The organism is Bartonella sp. AA56HLJMS (assembly GCF_042197145.1).
In the GTDB taxonomy this organism is placed as follows: domain Bacteria; phylum Pseudomonadota; class Alphaproteobacteria; order Rhizobiales; family Rhizobiaceae; genus Bartonella.
On the sequence record NZ_JBHIRL010000012.1, the window covers coordinates 1 to 21325 of the forward strand.

Annotated in this window: 20 protein-coding genes and 1 tRNA gene; 5 read left to right on the forward strand and 16 right to left on the reverse strand. The window is 37.0% G+C overall.

Going from position 1 to position 21325, the window contains the following annotated elements; genetic code table 11:
- Nucleotides 1–167: 167 nt before the first annotated feature.
- The 8 genes from ACFINI_RS07065 to rpmH all read right to left on the reverse strand — a co-directional run bounded on the left by ACFINI_RS07065 (nt 168) and on the right by rpmH (nt 6874).
- Nucleotides 168–252: transfer RNA gene (locus tag ACFINI_RS07065), tRNA-Leu, on the reverse strand.
- A 114-nt stretch (nt 253–366) separates the two neighbouring features.
- Nucleotides 367–987 (reverse strand): 2,3-bisphosphoglycerate-dependent phosphoglycerate mutase, encoded by a 621-nt coding sequence (locus tag ACFINI_RS07070; protein ID WP_375630331.1) that lies wholly within the window; start codon nt 985–987, stop codon nt 367–369.
- A 28-nt stretch (nt 988–1015) separates the two neighbouring features.
- Nucleotides 1016–1828, reverse strand: coding sequence for a 4-hydroxy-tetrahydrodipicolinate reductase (dapB, locus tag ACFINI_RS07075; protein WP_375647171.1), 813 nt, complete (start codon nt 1826–1828; stop codon nt 1016–1018).
- Between the two features lie 1100 nt (nt 1829–2928).
- On the reverse strand, nt 2929–3621 hold the full coding sequence (locus ACFINI_RS07080) for a glutathione S-transferase family protein (protein WP_375612254.1): 693 nt from the start codon (nt 3619–3621) through the stop codon (nt 2929–2931).
- Nucleotides 3622–3760: 139 nt separating this feature from the next.
- Complete coding sequence (gene yihA, locus ACFINI_RS07085) at nt 3761–4405, reverse strand: ribosome biogenesis GTP-binding protein YihA/YsxC (RefSeq protein ID WP_375612255.1); 645 nt, start codon at nt 4403–4405, stop codon at nt 3761–3763.
- On the reverse strand, nt 4402–6240 hold the full coding sequence (yidC, locus tag ACFINI_RS07090) for a membrane protein insertase YidC (RefSeq protein WP_375612256.1): 1839 nt from the start codon (nt 6238–6240) through the stop codon (nt 4402–4404). Before yidC ends, yihA begins: the two co-directional genes overlap by 4 nt.
- Nucleotides 6230–6622, reverse strand: a complete 393-nt coding sequence (rnpA, locus tag ACFINI_RS07095) for a ribonuclease P protein component (RefSeq protein ID WP_375612257.1) — start codon at nt 6620–6622, stop codon at nt 6230–6232. Before rnpA ends, yidC begins: the two co-directional genes overlap by 11 nt.
- Nucleotides 6623–6739: 117 nt before the next feature.
- Nucleotides 6740–6874, reverse strand: a complete 135-nt coding sequence (rpmH, locus tag ACFINI_RS07100; protein ID WP_005864709.1) for a 50S ribosomal protein L34 — start codon at nt 6872–6874, stop codon at nt 6740–6742.
- Nucleotides 6875–7478: 604 nt separating this feature from the next.
- On the opposite strand from rpmH, the gene ACFINI_RS07105 reads away from it, so the two are divergent.
- Complete coding sequence (locus ACFINI_RS07105; RefSeq protein ID WP_375647175.1) at nt 7479–8540, forward strand: Mrp/NBP35 family ATP-binding protein; 1062 nt, start codon at nt 7479–7481, stop codon at nt 8538–8540.
- Nucleotides 8541–8848: 308 nt separating this feature from the next.
- Here the strand turns inward: ACFINI_RS07105 and ACFINI_RS07110 are convergent, their stop codons facing one another.
- The 7 genes from ACFINI_RS07110 to ACFINI_RS07140 form a co-directional block, all read right to left on the reverse strand.
- On the reverse strand, nt 8849–9643 hold the full coding sequence (locus ACFINI_RS07110; RefSeq protein WP_375612260.1) for a pyrroline-5-carboxylate reductase: 795 nt from the start codon (nt 9641–9643) through the stop codon (nt 8849–8851).
- 56 nt (nt 9644–9699) lie between these two features.
- Nucleotides 9700–9945 carry a hypothetical protein gene (locus ACFINI_RS07115; RefSeq protein ID WP_375612261.1) on the reverse strand — a complete coding sequence of 82 codons (246 nt, stop codon included), beginning with the start codon at nt 9943–9945 and terminating at the stop codon, nt 9700–9702.
- Between the two features lie 101 nt (nt 9946–10046).
- Nucleotides 10047–10415: a YraN family protein gene (locus ACFINI_RS07120; RefSeq protein WP_375612280.1), complete on the reverse strand. Its 369-nt coding sequence runs from the start codon at nt 10413–10415 to the stop codon at nt 10047–10049.
- Nucleotides 10416–10419: 4 nt separating this feature from the next.
- A complete protein-coding gene (gene rsmI, locus ACFINI_RS07125; protein WP_375647179.1) occupies nt 10420–11307 on the reverse strand; it encodes a 16S rRNA (cytidine(1402)-2'-O)-methyltransferase in 888 nt (295 codons plus the stop codon).
- Nucleotides 11308–13374: 2067 nt separating this feature from the next.
- Complete coding sequence (locus ACFINI_RS07130; protein WP_375647183.1) at nt 13375–15039, reverse strand: 4Fe-4S dicluster domain-containing protein; 1665 nt, start codon at nt 15037–15039, stop codon at nt 13375–13377.
- A 3-nt stretch (nt 15040–15042) separates the two neighbouring features.
- A complete protein-coding gene (locus ACFINI_RS07135) occupies nt 15043–15963 on the reverse strand; it encodes an electron transfer flavoprotein subunit alpha/FixB family protein (RefSeq protein WP_375647187.1) in 921 nt (306 codons plus the stop codon).
- Nucleotides 15964–16014: 51 nt separating this feature from the next.
- The gene (locus ACFINI_RS07140) at nt 16015–16761 is read right to left on the reverse strand and encodes an electron transfer flavoprotein subunit beta/FixA family protein (RefSeq protein ID WP_375621633.1); all 747 of its coding nucleotides are present in this window, start codon (nt 16759–16761) and stop codon (nt 16015–16017) included.
- A gap of 513 nt (nt 16762–17274) precedes the next feature.
- Between ACFINI_RS07140 and ACFINI_RS07145 the strand changes: the two genes are divergently transcribed.
- The 3 genes from ACFINI_RS07145 to ACFINI_RS07155 all read left to right on the forward strand — a co-directional run bounded on the left by ACFINI_RS07145 (nt 17275) and on the right by ACFINI_RS07155 (nt 20005).
- A complete protein-coding gene (locus ACFINI_RS07145) occupies nt 17275–18093 on the forward strand; it encodes a hypothetical protein (protein ID WP_375647191.1) in 819 nt (272 codons plus the stop codon).
- Nucleotides 18094–18272: 179 nt separating this feature from the next.
- Nucleotides 18273–19193, forward strand: coding sequence for a sulfite exporter TauE/SafE family protein (locus ACFINI_RS07150; protein ID WP_375612267.1), 921 nt, complete (start codon nt 18273–18275; stop codon nt 19191–19193).
- A 2-nt stretch (nt 19194–19195) separates the two neighbouring features.
- A complete protein-coding gene (locus ACFINI_RS07155; protein WP_273790722.1) occupies nt 19196–20005 on the forward strand; it encodes a TIGR02186 family protein in 810 nt (269 codons plus the stop codon).
- A gap of 22 nt (nt 20006–20027) precedes the next feature.
- On the opposite strand, the gene ACFINI_RS07160 is transcribed toward ACFINI_RS07155, so the two are convergent.
- Nucleotides 20028–20309, reverse strand: coding sequence for a DUF6460 domain-containing protein (locus ACFINI_RS07160; RefSeq protein ID WP_375621636.1), 282 nt, complete (start codon nt 20307–20309; stop codon nt 20028–20030).
- A gap of 857 nt (nt 20310–21166) precedes the next feature.
- Here ACFINI_RS07160 and ACFINI_RS07165 point away from each other — a divergent pair.
- Complete coding sequence (locus ACFINI_RS07165; protein ID WP_375647195.1) at nt 21167–21292, forward strand: hypothetical protein; 126 nt, start codon at nt 21167–21169, stop codon at nt 21290–21292.
- The last annotated feature ends 33 nt before the right edge of the window (nt 21293–21325 follow it).

The window sequence follows — 21325 nt, forward strand, 5'->3', positions numbered from 1 at the left end:
TTACATCAAGAAGCGTTAGCAGACTTCAAAGAAACATTAGAAACATTGTGCGAAGCGTGCTTTATAGAGAAATGTTAGAAAATCCTATTCCCTCACTTTTATTTACGCGTCCCTCACTGTAAAAAATATATGGAAAATCAATAAATTATTTTGGATAAAAAAGAGTATGGTGCCCAAAAGAGGACTCGAACCTCCACGCCTTACGGCACGGGTACCTGAAACCTGCGCGTCTACCAATTCCGCCATTTGGGCTTATAAAATTCATCTAAGCGCATGAAGCAACTCTGTCAATAAAATTATAGAATTTATTTTTTCAGCTTAAAACGATAGCATTGAACTTTTGAGGGAGATCATGATTTTAGAAGTTTAAGGTGTGAGGACTGTCTTTGATAAAATTGTTGAATCCGGATTAAATGTGTAAATAATAGGAATGCCGGTCGCTAATTCTTGAGATATAATTTCCTCACCGGAGAGACCTTCAAGCGCCATAATAAGAGCACGAAGAGAATTTCCATGTGCTGCGATCAAAACAGTTTGGGAGCGCAAAATATAAGGCTGGATATGGTAAAGATAATAAGGCCAGATGCGTGCACCGGTATCGCGTAGGCTTTCTCCATTCGGCGGCGCAATCGTATAGGAGCGGCGCCACATTTGCACTTTCTCCTGCCCCCATTGTTGGCGTACTTCATCTTTATTTAAACCAGAAAGATCACCATAATTACGTTCATTTAATGCGGGATTTTTTATCACTTCTAAATCTGATTGTCCCATTTGCTCTAAAATGTGCTGAGCGGTTTTTTGAGCTCGCTGTAAGGCTGATGTATAAGCGATATCAAACCTCAAACCATATTCTTTCAGTTTTTTTCCTGCTGCTATCGCTTCTGCATGACCTTTTTCTGTTAAATCGGGATCTTTCCAACCGGTAAAAAGGTTTTTGAGATTCCATTCACTTTGTCCATGACGAATTAGTGTAAGTATGCGTCCCATTATAAATTGCCTCTATTCTATTGATTGTTTAAAATTCATCGTTCAATCCCAAAACATCGAACATTGAATAAAGACCGCTTTCATGATTTTGTGCCCATAAAGCTGCTTTTAATGCGCCATTGGCAAAGATAGAGCGTTCTTGCGCTGTATGTGAAAGAACAATGCGCTCATTGGAGCCGGCAAAAATGACACTGTGTTCTCCAACAACTGTCCCACCACGTGAACAGGAAAAGCCAATGGTGCCTTTTTTGCGTTTACCTATATGACCATTGCGTTCGTTGACACGCACATTTTTAAGCATAACATTGCGCCCTTCAGCTGCTGCTTGGCCAAGAAGAAGGGCTGTTCCAGAAGGAGCATCAACTTTGTTAGCGTGATGCATTTCATAAACTTCGATATCAAAATCATCGGCTTCTAATGCTTTAGCGGCTTTCTTTACAAGGTTGGCTAAAAGATTTATTCCAAGGCTCATATTCCCGGATTTGACAATAGTTGTATATTTCGCAAAATTTGCAATTTTTTCTTCTTCTGTTTTGCTAAATCCTGTGGTGCCAATAATATGGACAAGGCTTTTTTGAGCAGCGTAGTTAGCATAAAGAATACTGGCTTCTGGTTGTGAAAAATCTAAAATACCTTCTGTATTAGAAAAGGCATTTTCGGGATTGTCAGTGATACTAATCCCAAGAGAATCTGAACCAATTAATGCACTGGCATCTTTTCCTACGAACGGTGAGCCTTTACGTACAAGAACAGCACAAAGCTCTACATCTTTCCTCTGCTGGATTGCTGTAATGAGTTCACGTCCCATTCTTCCATTTGCACCAACAACTGTAAGGCGCATTTTTATCTCCTTATGATACTTTACTGTGCAGTATAGGCAAATTCTTGCCTTCTTTCCAATGGTTCTTTTTCTTTATAGAATTTTTTTCCTTCTTTAATTTATCTTGTTGTGCTGTAAAACACTGTTGTTTAGAGCAAGTGATATAAGATCTACAAATTTAAATAGAGATGTTTTTCGTTAGAGTGTGTGATGAATATTCTTAAGTAAGGTTTGCTTATGAAACCTTATGAAGATTGTGTATTACTTTACGCTTTTTTTTCGTTCTTTAAAGGGGAGCGTTCTTCATGCAAAATAAGATCTCCCAAACAAAATAGACCTATGTTGTCAATTCATGCGCTTTTCTTAAAGAAATATTTATCAATTCTTCTAAACTTATTTTATGATAGTGCTCGTGAGTGGTATCACGAGAGAATATCCATGAATAATATAAAATCTATTCTGCGCCACTATCTTTATGCTTCATAAATAGAGCAAATCAACATTATCATACGTTTTGTTAGCCTTTAATGTTTTAACTTAGTCATTTTCACTCATCAATTCCATTTGTGACGCATAAGAAAACGATTATTTATCATTGTATATCAATACGTTATCCATAAATAAAATCACGTAAAAGGGGAGCAAGGGCTAACAAGAAGTTGGATTGTTTACACACGAGAGTTGGGCGGATTCTTCATCTTTTAGGAAAGTCAGTTGAAAAAATTGTTATGTTGTAAAAACGCATGATGAGGCTTTGTTTATTATAGAGAAAATAGGATATATTATGCAATGCGTTTTTTCATATATTGGGGAGAATGGAGTATAACATGCGTTAAGTATTGTTATTTTATTTGCCTAGCTTCCAATGATGCTACAGCTCTTGTATTTAAAGAGAGTCTTTAAAATCCTTTCTTAAGTATTTTTTATCCCTGTGCTGATCTTTTTTGTGACACGATAAGAAAGTGATTTTTGTGATTCAATTATAATGGGTTTTATTCTCTGTTTAATACGATCATAAATCAATATATTATTATATTGTTTATACGCATGCATAAAAATTCATAAACCTATAAATATCCTTTAGATAAAATATCACTTTTATTTTTGTTTGTGAGAGAAGGCTAGAAATCAAGATCTGCATAGTGAGCACTTGCAACAATTCCGCGGACGCGATCTGTTAAAAGAGAACGAAAAGAAGGGCGTGATTTAATTCTCATATACCAGTCTTTGGCAGCAGGAGATTGTTCCCAGTCAATTTCCCCTAGAAAGTCAAGTACAGAAATAGAGGCTGCTGCTGCTAGATCTGCATAGGACAAGGCAGAACCGACTAAGCTATCGCGAGAGGCACAGAGCCAATTGAGATAGTTCATATGTGGTAAAATATTGGCACGTGCATTGCGTAAAATTTGTGAATTAGGAGCACCACCGCCAATGGCAAGTGGCATTTCACGTTTATGGATTCGTTCTCGTACGATATGGCGCGTTGCTTCATTTTCGAATTTATTTAAGAACCAGTCATTGAGACGGCGTACTTCCGCACGATCTAAAGGATTTTCTGGAAAGAGCTTATTTTCTTGTCGTAAACTTCCATGTGTTTCGTCTAAATATTCGCAGATAACAAGAGGACCTGATAATGGAACCTCGTGTTCATCGAGAAAAACAGGAACATGACCAGCGGGATTGAGGGCTAGAAATTCGTGTCTTCTTGCCCATTCATATTCTTCAATCAGTTGAGTGGTTACACCATATTCCCCAAGAATGAGGCGTATGAAGCGCGAGGCAGAGGATAGGGGAGAGTGAAAAAGTGTCAGCATAATTTACACTATCAAATAGAGTTGAAGAGAATTCTTTCAAGTAATCATTTTTATAAAGATGCTTGACTAGAAGTACAAGATCATTAGTAGTTGCTAGTAATTATAATTAATAAATTGTTAATGACTAGGAATTGTTCTCTTATGCGATGGTTTGCAAAATGGCAGCACGTAATTCTTCTAAACCGATAGCTTTTTCTGAAGAGGTTACAAGAAGCTCAGGATAAGCTGCTGGGCGTTTAAGAAGCTTTGTTTGTGTGCTCATAATTAATTTTTCCAAAGCATTTGATTTGATTTTATCGCTTTTTGTTAAAACAATGTGATAAGAAACAGCTGCTTTATCAAGGAGAGCAAGAACATCTTCATCATTATTTTTGATTCCGTGCCGTGAATCAATCAAGATATATACACGTTTTAACGTTGTGCGCCCCCGTAAATAGCTAAAAATCAAATTTGTCCACGCATCAACAAGATTTTTAGGAGCAGCAGCAAAACCATAACCAGGCATATCTACTAATGCTAGAGGGGGAAGGTCTCCTAGTTGCCCACTGAATCCATCGGGGACAAAATAATTAAGCTCTTGAGTTCGTCCTGGTGTATTTGAGGTACGTGCTAAGCTTTTTTGTTGGACGAGTGCGTTGATTAAAGATGATTTTCCAACATTGGAACGACCTGCAAATGCAATTTCTGGTGGTCCTTCAGGGGGGAGAAAGCGTATTTCTGGTACACCACGAATAAAAATCCAATTGCGAGAAAAAATTCCAGAAAGGGAAGAATCTCTTGTCATTCATGCACTTCTTTTTTGGGTGATCTTCTCCAGATGGCTTTCAGATTATCAAAAAGCTCAATTTTAACTCCTTGGCGCTTCATCATGATACCTTGCTGAATGATTGATAATATATTGTTCCATGCCCAATAGATGACGAGACCTACAGGGAAAGAGGCGAGCATAAAAGTAAAGACAACAGGCATCCATGTGAATATCATCGCTTGGGTTTGGTCTTGAGGAGCAGGATTCATACGCATTTGTAAAAACATCGTTATTCCCATAATCAAAGGCCATGCACCAATCATAAGAAATGTTGGCGTTGTATATGGCAAGAGACCAAACAAGTTAAAAAGAGAAGTTGGATCGGGTGCCGCTAAATCTTTAATCCAGCCAAAGAAAGGGGCATGGCGCATTTCAATAGTGATATAGAGAACTTTATAAAGAGCAAAGAATATTGGGAATTGAACCAACATTGGCCAACAGCCTGCAAGGGGATTTATTTTTTCGGTTTTATATAGATCTATTATTGCCTTTTGTTGTTTGGTTTGGTCATCGGGATACTTTTCTTTTATTTCTAGCAACCGCGGTTGTAAAAGCTTCATGCGTGCCATAGATTTATAAGATTTATTGGCCAGAGGGAAAAGAAGAGTTTTTAAGAGAACTGTGACAAGAAGGATGGCGATACCAAAATTCCCTGTTTGTTTATAAAGAATATCAATGAGAGAAAACATTGGTTTGGTGATGAAATCAAACCAGCCCCAATCAATTAAAAGAGCAAACTTTTTTATTTTTAGGTCATTTTGATAATTATTAATAATTTCAACTTGTTTTGCACCAGCAAAAAGACGATTTGTAACAGTTTTTGTTTCATTTGGGGCAATCGTTAAAAGCGACCCTAGCAAGTCAGACTGATAATGCGTTTGCAAACGATCAAAATAAATAAAACGGCTTGTATATTCTTTATTTTGCGGGGGAATAACTGCTACAGCCCAATATTTATCGGTAATACCAATCCAACCTCCTGTTACTTTGGAAAAAGTCATGCTTTTTTGCCCATTATCAGGATTTGGGTCAAGCTCTGCTAAGGTTTTATATTTTTCAGTTTTGAGCGAATCTCCTGCAATACCTATCATACCTTCATGAAGTAAATAGGTTGCATTTGTATGTTCTGGTGGTGCTGCACGTGCAACGCGGGCATAGGACGAGAGATGTATTGGTTGATCACTTTCATTGCTGATAGAATCCTCAATGGTAAACATGAAATGATTATCAACAGAAAGGGTCCGCCGGAAGATTTGTCCCTGTCCATTATTATAAATTAAAGTGATGGGTGTTGAAGGAGTCAGGATTGTATTGTTTCCCTCTATTTGCCATTTTGTATCCGATTGTGGCAAGGCTTTTGCTGGCAAAGACGCACTTGCAAAACCAAATTCAGCAAGGTAGGTTGTTTTGAAACCTTTAGGATTTAGCAAATCGATTTCCGGTGATTTTTTATCGACTGTTAAACGATATTTTTTGAGGTGAAGATCATCAAATTGTGCACCAACAAGATTAATAGAGCCTTCCAGTTCATTGGTTTTGATTGCAATACGCTCTGTTTTGTCCAATACAGCTTTCCGGATTTCAGGTGTCATGGGCTGTTCGATGATAGATGTAGCTTGATACGTTGAGGTATCATCAGAAAAATCTGTCGTGGTAGTAGAAAGGGCTGATTGTTGTTTTGACAATTGCTGTGCGATGACTTGTTGTTTTTGTAACTTTGCTTGTTTGGGAGCAACATGAAGAAATTGCCATGCGATGAGCACTACGAAAGATAAGCCAATAGCGATAAAGAAATTGCGATTATATTCCATCCGTACACCCTTGTTGTTGTTGCTGATGTTTTATTTTTGGTTTTATTCGCCGATTTAATTCACTAATCAAGGATGTAAAAGGTGCATGTAACACATCACGGTACGCTACAATGACATAGTCTGTTCCTGCTTCCATGTGGTTTGTTACACCAACTCTCACGGCCTCACGCAAGCGCCTTTTGATACGATTACGTTTCACAGCGTTACCGTTTTTACGGGTAACAGTGAAGCCTACACGTGCAAAAAGAGAATCTTTTCTTTCTGTTGTTTGTTCACGAGATTTAACTTCGAGCAAAAATAAAGGACCACGTCGTTTTTCTCCTGTACGGACAGCCAAAAAGTCTGCTCTTTTGCGAATACGGCAGGGATGTTTTTTCTTCATAAAAGAATATTTCGCAATTTCATTAAATGCCTGCAAGCAGACATTGTAGGTTCATAATAAAAGTTTCACAACGAAGAAACGATGAGCAATCCTCAACGGTTGTGAAAATTTAAATGGTTAAGCAGAAAGCCGTTTACGTCCACGAGCACGTCTTGCAGCAATAACTTTACGTCCTCCAGCTGTGGCCATGCGTGCACGAAACCCATGGCGGCGTTTACGGACAAGTTTAGAGGGTTGGTAAGTACGTTTCATTTATTTAAATACCGCGGAGTGCGGCCCTTCTTAATCTTCGTTTTATGAGTAGTTATGCGCGAGATAAACAATTTTATCCTATCATACGGCTGTTAACCCATAAGGAAAAATATAAAAAAAGTCAATCTTAGATTGTTTTTCTCTCTCTTGAAAGAATACAAAACACCTTATAACTATCTGTAACGCTTTTTACAATACTGTAGGAGTGTTAGAAAATAACGATTGAATCTACAGAACATAAATGGCTAGGGCCTTAAATAATTAAAGAAGGTGTGACTGATTACTGCTATGCTCAATTTAAAATATCCTTTAAGATTAAGAGTTTTTTTCAGTTTTTGTTTTTACAAAATTTTTATCAGAATATTCATTAAAGTGGTTGTAACACAAACGTGATTGATAGGATTTTATAGCAGATTTTATGTTTGAGCTTCTTTATTTTAAGGATGGTTTCATATTTTTAAAGAGATAAGAGATGTATACTTTATAATGCTGAGTAAAGTAGAAAATTATCAAGTGATGAACAAAATTATCAGGTGATGAACCTTGTAAGTATTTTTCGTTCTTATGCTTATATTTGCTGGTATTTTTATAGAGAGGAAAGAACATGGATCTTATCACAAGTGAGGCTGTCCGCAACGTATTACGTACAATCAAAGGACCAGATCTTGAAAGCGATATTGTGTCGTTGGGTCTTCTTTCAGAAATATTGATTGCTGATGGTAAGGTTTTCTTTTCCATTACAGTTCCTGATGGAGGTGTGCAAAAATGGGAATCATTGCGTCGTTCTGCTGAAAAGGTGGTATGTGCTTTGGAGGGAGTGAAATCTGCTGTTGTTACACTTACAGCAGAAAAAATAACAAAGACAGCACCTAGTCGGAGAGCAAATCTCTTACCGATCAAAATGCCCATAGAAGGTGTGCGGCATGTGATTGCTGTTGCTTCTGGAAAAGGAGGGGTCGGAAAATCTACGATGGCAATAAATATCGCCTTAGCTTTACAAGATTCTGGTTTCAAAACGGGGGTGATGGATGCTGATATTTATGGTCCTTCGTTGCCACGTTTGACAGGACTTGTTAATCAAAAACCACAGCTTATTGGAGAAAAAAAGATTCAACCTCTTGAAAAATTTGGACTTAAATTGATGTCGATGGGGTTTTTGGTTGAGGAAGAAAAGCCGGTAGTATGGCGTGGTCCTATGGTTATGGCAGCTGTAACGCAATTGTTACGAGATGTTGTATGGGGCCCTATGGACGTTTTAGTCGTGGATATGCCGCCCGGTACAGGGGATGCACAATTAACGCTTGCCCAACAGGTACAATTAACAGGTGCGTTGGTTGTCTCTACGCCCCAAGATCTTGCTTTAGTGGATGCACGTAAAGCAATAGAAATGTTCATGAAAGTTAATGTTCCTATTTTAGGACTCATTGAGAATATGAGTTATTTTATCGCTCCTGATACGGGAAAACGCTATGATATTTTTGGCTATGGTGGTGCACGGGCAGAAGCGGAACGTCGAGAACTCCCTTTCTTAGGGGAAATACCGCTTGATGCAGCTTTACGATTTTCTTCAGATGAGGGAATCCCTATTTTTGTTGCTAAGCCTAGTGAAGAGCATGCTAAACTATATCGTAAAATTGTTGATCAAATAAAAAATCAACTCTTATGAATGGGGGGGTGTTTAAGAGCGTTTATTAAAACACAATCATGAAAGACATAAAAATAGTCGCTTCTTTGTAAGAGGAAGTTTTAATGTGTGAATGGAATATATAGGTTAAATAAACAAAAAATTATTCATGCGTTTGGATAACCTGAAGGGGAACAAAATTGAAGAGCTAGAGCCGTGAGGTAGAAAAAATATTGGACTTGAGGCAAAAAGAAGAAGACCGAAAATAAAAATAATTTAGAAAAATTGTAAAAGGTTGTAAAAAATATTTTAAAAATCATTTTTTGATACGAGTTTTCTTGATATAAATCTTAAAATTTCTTTTTAGAAGCATTCATTTTTTGCAAAGTAGCTTCAAGAGCCATTGTTAAAGCATTCCTTCCCCCTTGTTGAGAAAAGTAATTTGACAAAAATTCATTTGTTCCACCCTTTGTTGAAAACTCTTTTTCAAGCAGTGAAAAATCGAGAGATACAGAACGATCCGTTGCTATAGTTTTACGCATTTCATCTGTAAGATTTCCAAACATCATGGTAAGGAATTCTGCTGATTGTTGTTTTTTTAACCCTTGTATTATAAACCATTGATGGGCAGTTTCTATAAAATTAAAATATACTCCCATAAGTGAACCAGCTGTCATAAAAAGATTAAACTGCTCTTCCTTATCCAGCACCAATGTGCCCCCCAATGCATCAAATAAAGTGCGTAAAAAGGGATGATTGGGATAGATTGGTGTCAAATTTTTGCATTCTGCAACAAAAGGTAATGGAACAGCACGATAAACTTTATGATTAATCCACTCTTCTATTTCTGCTGCTTTTGCCATAGCAAGTACGGAAATAACCAGCTGTTCTGGACGAAAACGAAGAGAGCACAAAACGTCTTCTGCAATTTGGTTGGGCAAGCAAAGAAAAACACAATCACTAACATCGAGCAACGCTTGGTTATTTTCAGCAATCATAACTTTATCATAAGTACGTGAAAGGCGCTTTGCTGTTTGTGCATTGCGAGGCGAAACAATAATGGAAGAAACATCAAAGTTGCTTGTCATTAAGCCATTCACCATTGAAGCACTGATTGTACCCGTTCCCAAAAAGCCAAGTCTCATTATCTATTTCTCAGTTTCATATTTTAAAAGGAATTTCAATCAACATCTCAGGTGTTTTAACTAACATAAACGCTAATTGAAGAAGCAACACATAACATAGCAAGAATAATCAAAACCAAATAGATTTTGGGCTTGTCAAAGAGAACGGCAAAAGCAGAAAACCAACCAACAACAGCTGCGGCTAATGCAAATAAAAAACCTGGTTTATTCATAAGCACAATATGCATTGCCATTAACCCACCAATAATTAGCGCTCCAAAAATGATGAGCAAACCTGTTGCAAACTTTTCATAATCATCCATATTTCGCTCCTTATAGCGCTCAATTATTACACACTTTTTAACGCATATGCACATAAAAACGAAATGTTTTTTATTGAATATGGTTAAAACGGGGAGGCCTTTTATTGATCAGATGTAAAAAATGCAGGGATATGCTGTGGCCAACGCCAAGGTAAAATTGCAATTAAATCAAAGCGTACAGACAAAAGGGCATAATCTTTTTGCCGTGCGAGCCAAATATCGGCAGCTGCCTCAATTCGCTTTTCATTCATTCGGGAAACCGCTTCCATTGCTTCAGCCAACGTTGAACGTGCTTTAACTTCAACGATTAACACAAGATTTCCGCGTCGTGCAATTAAATCAATTTCTCCACATTTTGTTTTAAAACGCCTTTCGGCAATGTGAAACCCTTTGCAACGTAGCCACCAAGCTGCCAATTTTTCTGCACGAATCCCTCGATAAAAAGACTTTTGTCTGCGTTTTTTTTGTATTATTTTACGCATTTTTTAAAAAGATTAATCGCTGAAAAAGTTCTTGCTTTTTTAAACCGGTTTTTTTTGCAACAAAAGCTGCCGCTTGAGCAGCAGAATGTGTCCGTGCGCGTTCTAATAGCATTTCATCAATTTCTTGATCACTTATCACATTTAAAGAAGAAGATGATTCTCCAACAAGTACAACAATTTCCCCACGAGTATGTGCTTGTTTTCTGTAATTTTCTAACAAATTTCCCAAATTGGAAACATCTACTGTTTCAAACTTTTTTGTTAATTCACGACAAATGGCAGCAGGTCGATTAGCCGAAAAAAGTGTGACCATATCCTGTAAAGTTTCAACAAGACGATGCGGTGATTCATAAAAAATCAAAGTTGCTGGAATCTCTTTTAATTGTTCCAACCGTTTTCGGCGCTGTAGCTTTCGTGCACTCAAAAAACCTGCAAAAAAAAAGCTATCCGTAGGAAGCCCTGTCGGTATAAGAGCGGCTAAAAGAGCGGATGCTCCAGGAATAGGAATAATTTTATGACCAGCTTTACGGGCCTCTTCTACCAATCGAAATCCAGGATCAGAAATAAGTGGTGTTCCGGCATCTGAAACAAGTGCTACTGTTTTGTTTTCTGCTAAAGCCGCTAAGAGCTTCGGACCCGCTTTTTGCGCATTATATTCATGATAGAGAAAAGGTTTTTTTTGAATGCCGTAACGTTCCAACAAAACACGTGTTACTCGCGTATCCTCACACGCTAAAATATCAATTCCTGCAAGCACTTGCAAAGCACGAAGCGTAATATCTGCAAGATTTCCGATAGGTGTTGCCACAAGATAAAGCCCTGATTCTATAACGGGTGCAGAATAAGCATGCGCACCTATAAAATATGCTTTTTCACACATGCTCTTTTCTTTTCATTAAATTCTCCTCACCACAAGATTTTTATCCATACTCATAAGCCATTTTGGCTCATTTTTTACCAGCACATTTTTTATCATTACAAAGGCTTACCTTACTCGAATAATCAATTACACTACAATAAGATAATTTCATATTTAACGTCTTAATTTAACATTATTATCTATTTTGATCCGCGTTATTTTTTCCAGTAAAACAAATTCCAAATGTAACCAATATTCTATCAGCTCCATGATTTTCTATAAAGTTTTTCCTTCGAGAACCAAAAAACAACTTTACTCATGTTATAATCTCATGCTTCTTTGTGCTCTTTGAAAAGCTAAGCTTTTTAGATTATTTCCATAACGCCGATTTTTCAAATATATCTATTGATATCCAAACTGTTTTTCTGAGCAAATGTAAACAGCCCCTTTTGAAACACATACAGTTAACTGGCAGCTGACTGTATTGTTATTGATCAAATATAAGCTCTTATCAGCAAAATACTTTATTTTTTCATATTCTCTACAGCTTTAACAGTATAATGAGTACCTTAGAAAAGTTTAAGGCTAAATTTTATCTTAAAGATTTGATTTATAATGGAAAATTTATTATTTTGCCTATTAATTAGGAGCTTTAAATATCGTAACATTATCTCAGCTCTTCTTATAGTCAATTAATCAAAATCATTTTTGTGCATCTTGAAACCTCCTTAAAACAAAGATTATCGCCTCATTGGAGATCGCAGAGAAAATAATGCTGTTAGCTTGTACTTTTTATTTCATAAATATGGAACTGTTCGTTCACAGGATTGCGTTATACCTTTTTCGAATAGTGTCGCAAAATTATTGTTTGATATGAGAGCTATCTCTTAAAAACAAGCCCATGACTGAACAACACAAGTCTGCTTTAATTTTGGATACCTTATTTTTTCTGAAGGATATGCTCCCATAAAAAAACGTAAGTAATAAAAGCGGGGACAATACGTTATCTCTTCTTTTTAGAGGATATTGTGATGCTTTTGAAAGTTTTAAAACCGAATGGACAGATGATAGTAAAGAGGAAAACAGTTTTTTCCTTTCAGATTTGATGTTCTTGCTAAATGAAGCTGTATTTTCGTTTCAGAGATTACTCAAATAGAATATGCAATATTTTTGCTCTAGCTACAAAAGCTGGAACGGCGTGCAGAGCTTTCATTCACCTTAATCTTTCTTTTAAATATACCACTTGTGTTCAATTTGGATGTTGATTTACAAGCAATAGCGAAAGCACAAGCTTTATAAAAAAACAACTCTATAAAACGCGTCATAGAGTGGTCATGAAAGCTATTTTGTTTTTTATCAGGTGTTTTGCTAATAGCGATAGTCTCCATGGCTTGGCATCTGCTTATTTTTACGGTATTTGTACACATTCATTGCAGTATATTGGTAAAGGGCAGTATATTGGTAAAGGTTAGATGCAAGGCGATTATCTTTAATGCAAAAATAAAAGGTTAATGTGAGATTAAAGATTTTTTCGTGTCATTATCAGTAGAAACATTATAAAGGGCTTGAACGAGCATGCTCTTTATCTCTTTATCTCACGATGTTTTTTCTACATTCATTCGTGGTTTTCTTGAGTGAGCATTACTTGGCAAAGTGTAGGAGAAAAAATAAATGTGAAGCGCATCTTCAGGGGGCTCTTGGCTAGTTAAAACGATTGATGTTTCTTATGAGAGGGCTAAAAGCATTTTGGATCATATGGGAGAGGGGGTAAAGTAGAACGGGCTTATTTTCCTTCAGGTTTTCGAGAACCGCGGCTGTTCCTTTATCGCAGAATTGTCAAGAATATATTTATTATTGTTTTGTCATTTAAATAAAAAAATTTTGATAAAAATATGTTATGTTTTTCTATTGAAAAAATTCATGCGGTGAAGAGAGTATTTTATATGAGAATAGAGTTCTTTTTACATTGTGAAAGAACGTATGCAGGAAGGTGATTGATAGATTTCTGATCTGAGGGAAATATTTTTATCCATTGCGTTTTGTATATTTCAATTTTAGGAAAATGAACAATGATTATACATTGGGGAATTACATATTGGGATAGAAGGGGCCCTCATTGCCTTGCGGACAGATCCAAGTGATATTTTGGTTTGGATCTTTGATATCGCATGTTTTACAATGTATGCAATTTGAAGCGTTTATCATATAAGTCAGATGATCATTATCCTCTAGCCACTCGTAGACAGCGGCGGGACAATAGCGTGTAGAGGGTCCTCCATAGATTGCATATTCAGAGTCCTTTTGCTTTTTTAATGAGGCTATTTTTAAATGACAAGGTTGATTTTCTTCATGATGCGTATTGGAAAGGGCAACACTTGAAAGGCGATCAAAGGTTACAACGCCATCTGGTTTTGGGTAAGAAATGGGTTGAAATTTTTCTGCTGGTTCAAGGCATGCATAATCTTCCTTTCCGTGGGAGAGTGTTTTAAATAAGGAAAATCCGAACAGTTGTTGCCACCACATATCAAAACCAGCAAGTTTAATTCCATATTTTGTCCCATATTTTGCCCAGAGCGGTTTGGCATTTCGCACTTTATAAAGATCTTTGCCAATGAGCCCTTTTCGCCACTGTTCTTCGATTTCTTTAACCTCATCATGGGCACGCCCTTGTGCAAGAGCGGTAGCCATTTTATCGGCAGCTAATATGCCAGATAAGATGGCATTGTGTGATCCTTTGATACGAGGAACATTGACAAATCCAGCAGAGCAGCCAATAAGCGCTCCACCAGGAAAGGTGAGTTTTGGTACAGATTGCCAACCTCCTTCGCTGATAACACGTGCACCATAGGAAAGACGTTTTGCGCCTTTAAAGATTTTATAGAGTTTTGGATGTGTTTTAAAACGTTGAAATTCTTCAAAGGGAGAAAGATAAGGATTTTTGTAATCTAAGTGCACAACAAAACCGACAGAAATGATATTGTTTTCTTGGTGATAAATAAAGCCACCGCCACCGGTATTATTGTCTAAGGGCCAACCAGTGAAATGTTGTACTAAACCGCGTTGGTGTTTGTTGGGGGCAATTTCCCAGAGCTCCTTGAGACCAAGACCAAATTTTTGTGGTTCTCGATTTTTGCTAAGATTAAAATGTTGTATCAGTTGTTTTGCAATTGAGCCGCGTGCTCCTTCCGCAATCAGAGTATATTTTGCCAATAAAGCCATCCCAGGCATATAATTTTTTCCAGGGGTTCCATCTTTGTTAAGCCCCATATCACCGGTGAGAACACCAATGATAGCTCCGTTATCTTTTTGGATGATGGGTTCTGTTGCTGCAAAACCAGGATAGATTTCAACACCCAACGCTTCAGCTTTTTTGCTTAGCCAGCGGCAGACGCTCCCAAGCGAAACGATATAACATCCGTTATTTGATAAGATTTTAGGGTGCAAAATATTGGGAAATACTGTGGACTTTTGAGGCTTTAGAAAAAAAAATTGGTCTTGTGTGACAGGGGTTGTGAAGGGATGGTCGTTATCATTTCGCCATTCTGGTAAGAGTGTATCGATACCAATGGGGTCAACAACTGCGCCAGAGAGAATATGTGCACCAACTTCGGTCCCTTTTTCAACAATTGTGACAGAAAGCTCAGGATTAATTTGTTTAAAACGAATTGCGGCAGAAAGCCCTGCTGGTCCTGCTCCGACAATGACTATGTCAAACTCCATGCTTTCACGTTGGTCATGCAGAAGTGCTTTCATGGCTTATAAAGCTTTCTCCAATTCTGGAATAATTTGGTGGAGATCACCTACAAGGGTGTAATCGGCAATTTGCATGATGGGAGCTTCTTCATCTTTATTAATGGCAATAATAATTTGTGCATCCATTATACCGGCTACATGCTGGATTGCACCGGAAATGCCAACGGCGATATAAAGTTCAGGGGCAACGACTTTTCCTGTTTGTCCGATTTGCCAATCATTGGGAGCATAGCCTGCATCCACTGCTGCGCGGCTGGCACCTAAAGCAGCATTTAATTTGTTTGCAAGAGGAAGAAGCAGGGCCATAAATTTCTCTTGAGAACCAAGACCACGCCCGCCTGATATAATAACACGTGCTGAGGTGAGCTCAGGACGATCACTTTTGTTTGTTTCTGCTTTTACGAAAGAAGAAAGATTTGGATTGGAAGCTGGTGTTATTGTTTTAATGGGAGCAGAATTATTTTGGGAAGGCGTTGGGGTGAAAGAAGCGGTGCGAACTGTTATAATCTTTTTATAATCATTGGTGCGTACAGTTTCAAATGCATTACCTGCATAAATTGGTCGTTTGAAGGTGTTGGGTGAAAGAATGGCGGTAATATCTGAAATTTGCATAAGATCAAGAAGAGCTGCTACGCGCGGCATCACATTTTTCCCAGTACTGCTGGATGCTGCCATGATCACATCATAATCCTTTGCTAACATGAGAATTGTATCTGCCATAGGCTCGGCAAGTTGATGGGCTAAATAGTCTGCTTTTGCAATAAGAACTTGCCGCACACCATTAAGTTTAGCACTATTTTCCGCTATCGTTTGAATTTTTTCTCCGCAAACCAGAATATCGATATCATTACTGAGTACGCGTGCAGCGGTGAGTGCTTTTGCTGTTTCTTCTGTATTATGATCGGCCAATAAAAGAATTGCCATAAGTTTTTGCCCTTTTATGTGAGTGTTGCTTTTACTCTAGTGGTGAGAATATTAAATGCAGTTCTTCTGTTTTAAGGCTCTGACAAGTTCTACTACATTTGCCACTTTTATACCGGATTGACGGGGTTTTGGCTCTTCAACGCTTAAAATTGTTAAGCGTGCTTTCGTATCGACGCCAAGATCAGTAAGAGATTTTTGTTCAATGATTTTCTTTTTTGCTTTCATGATATTAGGGAGAGAGGTGTAACGCGGTTCATTGAGCCGTAGATCGGCGGTCATAACCATGGGAAGGGGAAGACAAAGGGTTTGTGTTCCATTATCAACTTCACGAGTAACTGTAGCATGCCCATTTTCTATGTTAAGATGTGAGGCAAAAGTTGCTTGTCCCCACCCAAGAAGAGCAGCGAGCATTTGTCCTGTTTGGTTGCTATCGTCATCAATTGCTTGTTTTCCTAAAAAGACCATGTCGGGTTTTTCTTCATCAACAATGGTTTTGAGAATCTTAGCAATTGCTAAGGGTTCAAGTGTTTGATCCGTTGTGACAAGAAGTGCGCGATCAGCTCCCATTGCAAGTCCTGTTCGTAGAGTTTCTTGAGCTGCTTCTGGGCCAATTGAAACAAGAAGAACTTCTGAAATTTTACCGGATTCTTTTTGGCGAATGGCCTCCTCCACGGCTATCTCATCAAAAGGATTCATAGACATTTTTACGTGAGACAGATCAACGCCTGTACTATCCGGTTTGACGCGTATCTTGATGTTATAATCAACAACACGTTTGACAGCGACAATTATCTTCATAATGATCCTCTTTGTTTGTATGTTACAAGTTTATAGCAATACTCATAAGAAACCAAATTGTTTAGAATGAAGTCTCAATTTATAACTTGTGTTCTCTTTCGTATAAGCTTTTTTATGTTTACTTGTACTTTCTTGTCGTTATTTTCAATCTTCATATTTTTGCATTGCCATAATTGCCTTATTTGCTTGAATAAAAAGTAAAAAAATCAATCTGTCTTGTGAGAATATTCTTTTTTAGTTTCTTATGCTTTATTTATGATGGTGCAATAGGTCCTTTATGCAATGAAAAATTAAGTGAAAAAGATAAAAATGGGGGAATGATTTTGCTCTTCAAATCTTGAAGACAGAAAAATTAAAGATCTTTCTTTCAAATATTTTAGATAAAGATTGGGGAAAATATTTCTAACAAAAAAGTTTTTGGGAGTTCTTAAAGCTCTATTTACTAAAATAGAGCACACTTTCTCATCATTTGTTGCGATTCTTTTCAAAAAGGTTAATGAGGGGTAGGCGTTTGTGAATACGAAGGGTCATACGATCGACCAAGCGACCAAACAGGTTAGGAACGATAAAGTCTTTTCTTTTGTTGAACAGAAAGAGAGAATGGATACTTCTGTAGAAGTAACGATGTCGGATATTGCTCAAAAATTACGCACCGTTTATGCGCAAATGCAAATGAAGCATTCGCCTCGTTCTTTAATGCAGCAGAGTTCTGTAGAAGAGCATTTTAAATCTTACTTAGATGATATTAGTCGGGCCATTTTGGCTGAACATTATATACGTCGTCAAAGAGAAAAAAAGCTTTTCCAGTCTTTAGAGCAAATTAAAACAATTGTTCAAAGTTTGCAGAGTGAAAAAAAAAGCTTAGAAGAAGCAGTGGTAACACGACGGGTGTCTCGTTCAAAATCACCTGATTCTGTTGTACAAAAACTTGCTCACATGGAATGTGAGGGAAATCAAGAACGCTTATTACTTCAAAAGGTGCAAAATTATTCGAAAGAAAACAGCATAATTTCACTCCAAACAAATGTTGAAAATACGTTGCAGCAAGAAAATAGAAGCCCTTTGCCCAGTGATGCTCTGCAATCTTCTTTTAAAAAGGTTGAGGGAGTAGTGAAGCATGCTGTGATAAAAGAAAAGGGGATGATGGGTGCTCAGGCATCTAATCATTGCATTGAGAATGATTTTTCTTCTTTAAGGACGCAGTCTCGGGAACATGTCTCGTTTTTATCTTATTTGGTAAAAAAAGGTGTTCTTTGTTTTTTAACCGTTGCATTTGTGGTAGCGATAACGTTATGTTTTTATAGCTTTTTAAAAGGAGCTCGTTTTTTTTAATTTTTATGATGTTGATGTTAATAGATGTGAAATGTATTGCGCATTCATGTTTGTGCGGAAGCTATAGCAACTAAAATTATCTTTTTAAACACGCAACAGAGATTATTGGAAAAGAGGATAATTGGAGAAGGATTCTCTAATTGTAAAAAAAAACTCAAATTATCTTGAAGGTTCTGTAAGTGAGTATTTATTTACCAATTGCTGAAATGTCACTCAATATGCTGATCTTGATTGGTATGGGAGTCGTTGCTGGTTTTTTTTCAGGACTTTTTGGAATCGGTGGTGGGTTTCTCATCACGCCGTTATTGATTTTTTATAATATTCCTCCTGCTATTGCTGTTGGAACAGGTGCTAACCAGATGATTGCTTCATCTGTAACAGGAGCAATTACACATTTTAGAAGACGTACGCTCGATATTAAACTTGGTATTCTTTTGGCGATTGGAGGAGGGATTGGTTCTTTAATCGGGATTCAGGTTTTCTCTGTTTTGAAAAAGTTAGGTCAATTAGACTTAATGATTTCGCTTCTTTATGTGATTCTTCTTGGAAGTGTAGGAAGCTTGATGATCGTTGAAAGTTGGTATGATATGATGCGCAAGCGTAAGGAAGGAAAAGCCAATATTCGTCTTGCTGGTCGACATAATTGGATTCATCGCTTACCCTTAAAAATGCGTTTTCGGACATCTATGATATATGTTAGCATTATTCCAGTTTTAGGGATTGGTCTCATTGTGGGATTGTTGTCTTCTATTATGGGAATTGGTGGGGGGTTCTTTATGATACCAGCATTGATTTATCTTCTGCGTGTTCCAACCAGTGTGGTGATTGGGACTTCACTTTTTCAGATTACATTTGTGTCTTCTTTCACGACAGTTTTGCAAAGTATGACTAATCAGTCCGTTGATATTGTCTTGGCTTTTTTGTTAATGCTTGGAGGAAGTATTGGTGCGCAATATGGAACACGGGTTGGACGGAAGTTAAAGGCTGAACAATTGCGTATGGCACTTGCATTTTTAGTGTTGATTGTGTGTATGCGTCTTGCTTTTCAATTATTTATACGCCCTGATAATCTTTTCTCTCTGGATATTCTTATGAGATAAAAATGGGTAGATTATTTTCTTTATACATCATTACAGGTTGCTTTTGTTTTATTTCTTTTTCTACATGGTCACATGTTGGGACGCCAGCTACATTCATTGATCAAGTTGACCACGAAACTGTCCAAATTATTGTAACAACGAATACGATTACTGTGGATGCAAATTTTGCTGGTCGTGATCTTTATATTGCTGGTGTTTTAGAAAATATTGATCCTTTATATTCTCGACAGAACCGTTATGATATTGTTGTAAGCTTGGAGGGACAAGATCGGACAATGGTGATGCGAGAAAAAAAACGCAATGCCGGTGTATGGGTCAATACAGATTCTCTTATTTTTAAAAAGGTTCCTCTTTTTTACTCTATGGTCACAACACGTGAAATTGACGATATTACGAGCATTGAAGATTATAAACGCTTAGGGTTAGGATTACTCTATTTGCCATTGCAGACGGATGAACAAGATCAGAAAAAAATACAAATCTTTCGCGATGAACTTATAAAATTGCAAAAAGCTAAAAGCCTTTATTATGAGGAAGTGGGTGGGGTTCGTTTTGGTTCTGACACACTTTTCACAGCGCATTTTCGTTTGCCAGCAAATATCCCAGTTGGACATTATAAAGTTCGTGCTTATCTTTTTCGTGATGGACAGTTTATTGATAGTGCAACAACGACTCTTGAAATTGTTAAAGCACATATCACCTATACAATTTTTTATGCAGCTCACAAGTATCGTTTTTTATACGGTATTGTTGCAGTGATTATTGCTATTACTACAGGATTTTTGTGTCGTTTGATTTTTCGAAAAGATTAACGCAAGGAAAATGTTAAGGCTTTTATTTTTTATGAAAAATTCGTAAGATAAGAAAAATAGGCACAACAACAATAGCTCCTGTCATAGTTATATGGAAGAAATTTGTAAGCGTTATAAATCCTGCTTCCCATAGTGATTGAAAAAAATCGACTATTTTTTGTATGAGGTTTCGAGGTGTCCATCCCAAAAAATTCATTACGATACCAATGAAGAATGAAAGGATAAGCAATTTTAGACTAACGCGGCGTGATTTTCCTCCAAGAAACGCATGAAAAGAATCTAATAATTTTTTTTTTCGCTTCATTTTAATATACTTTCAAAGATCGTGTTTTTTATTGTATTATCATGGTACAGCGATGTTATTATCATAAAGGAAAAACATTTTTTTATTTTTTCTTACTTTTTGAGTTTATCACCTTAGTCTGGTTAACGGTGCTGGTTTTTGAAATATACACATGTTTTATTGCATTTTTTGCGATATTTTCATGGCGCTTCTTTTATTAAATGAAGGGATATCCTTTCGTCTCGAGAATTTGTAGAGAAATTTTATAACGTTTCAGCATTTCTTATCAGAGTGAGAGTTCTAGTATATTGAAGATTTTGTAACGAACTTATTATTGTCGTGTATAGAAATAATATTTCAAGACAGTTTACTTAAAAAAAGACTATCTATTCTAATAAGGGTATGCTTATATAGGTATTATATTTAGATATTTCAACCTTAGTGCATTGAAAAGATCTTTTTTTCTGAAAAAATGTAAGCAATGAATTGAGTGTTGTTAAAGGAGCAAAGATATTAAAAATACGATGTGGAAAAAAGTTTTGTTATGTGTGGGTGCGTAAAGGAATATCAGGGGGAGCCTATGCTCCTTTTATTTAGAAATAAAATATAATTTAAAAGCTGTTATTTGGCAGAGGATTATGGAAAAATTCAAAATTCCTCTTGTAGGGGGAGGAGGTCATGTCGGTTGATGGGTGAATTTTCCTGTTTTGTTAAAATGTCAAATTGTTAGTAGAGCTCTTTGTTATTAAGGCGCTTAAGCTAACAAAGAAGAGTCTTTTGATGGCATAAAAAGGCGAGAGGAAAGAAGAGACAAGCTTACCCGACAAAAGAGAGAAAATAGTGGTTTTATAGTCTTCAATCGTAGGCGTTATGACATCATGAATAGGCTCTGTTATGGGGGGGAGCATTCATTGTATGTCAGAGTGTTTGTTGTTGCATGTTTTGGTTTGTCTTGGCTTATAGCCATGGGTAGAAGTCCGTGGTTGGTAAGTGGTGTTGTTTGAAGGTTTTAATAATACTTTGTTTGAGGCGCTTAT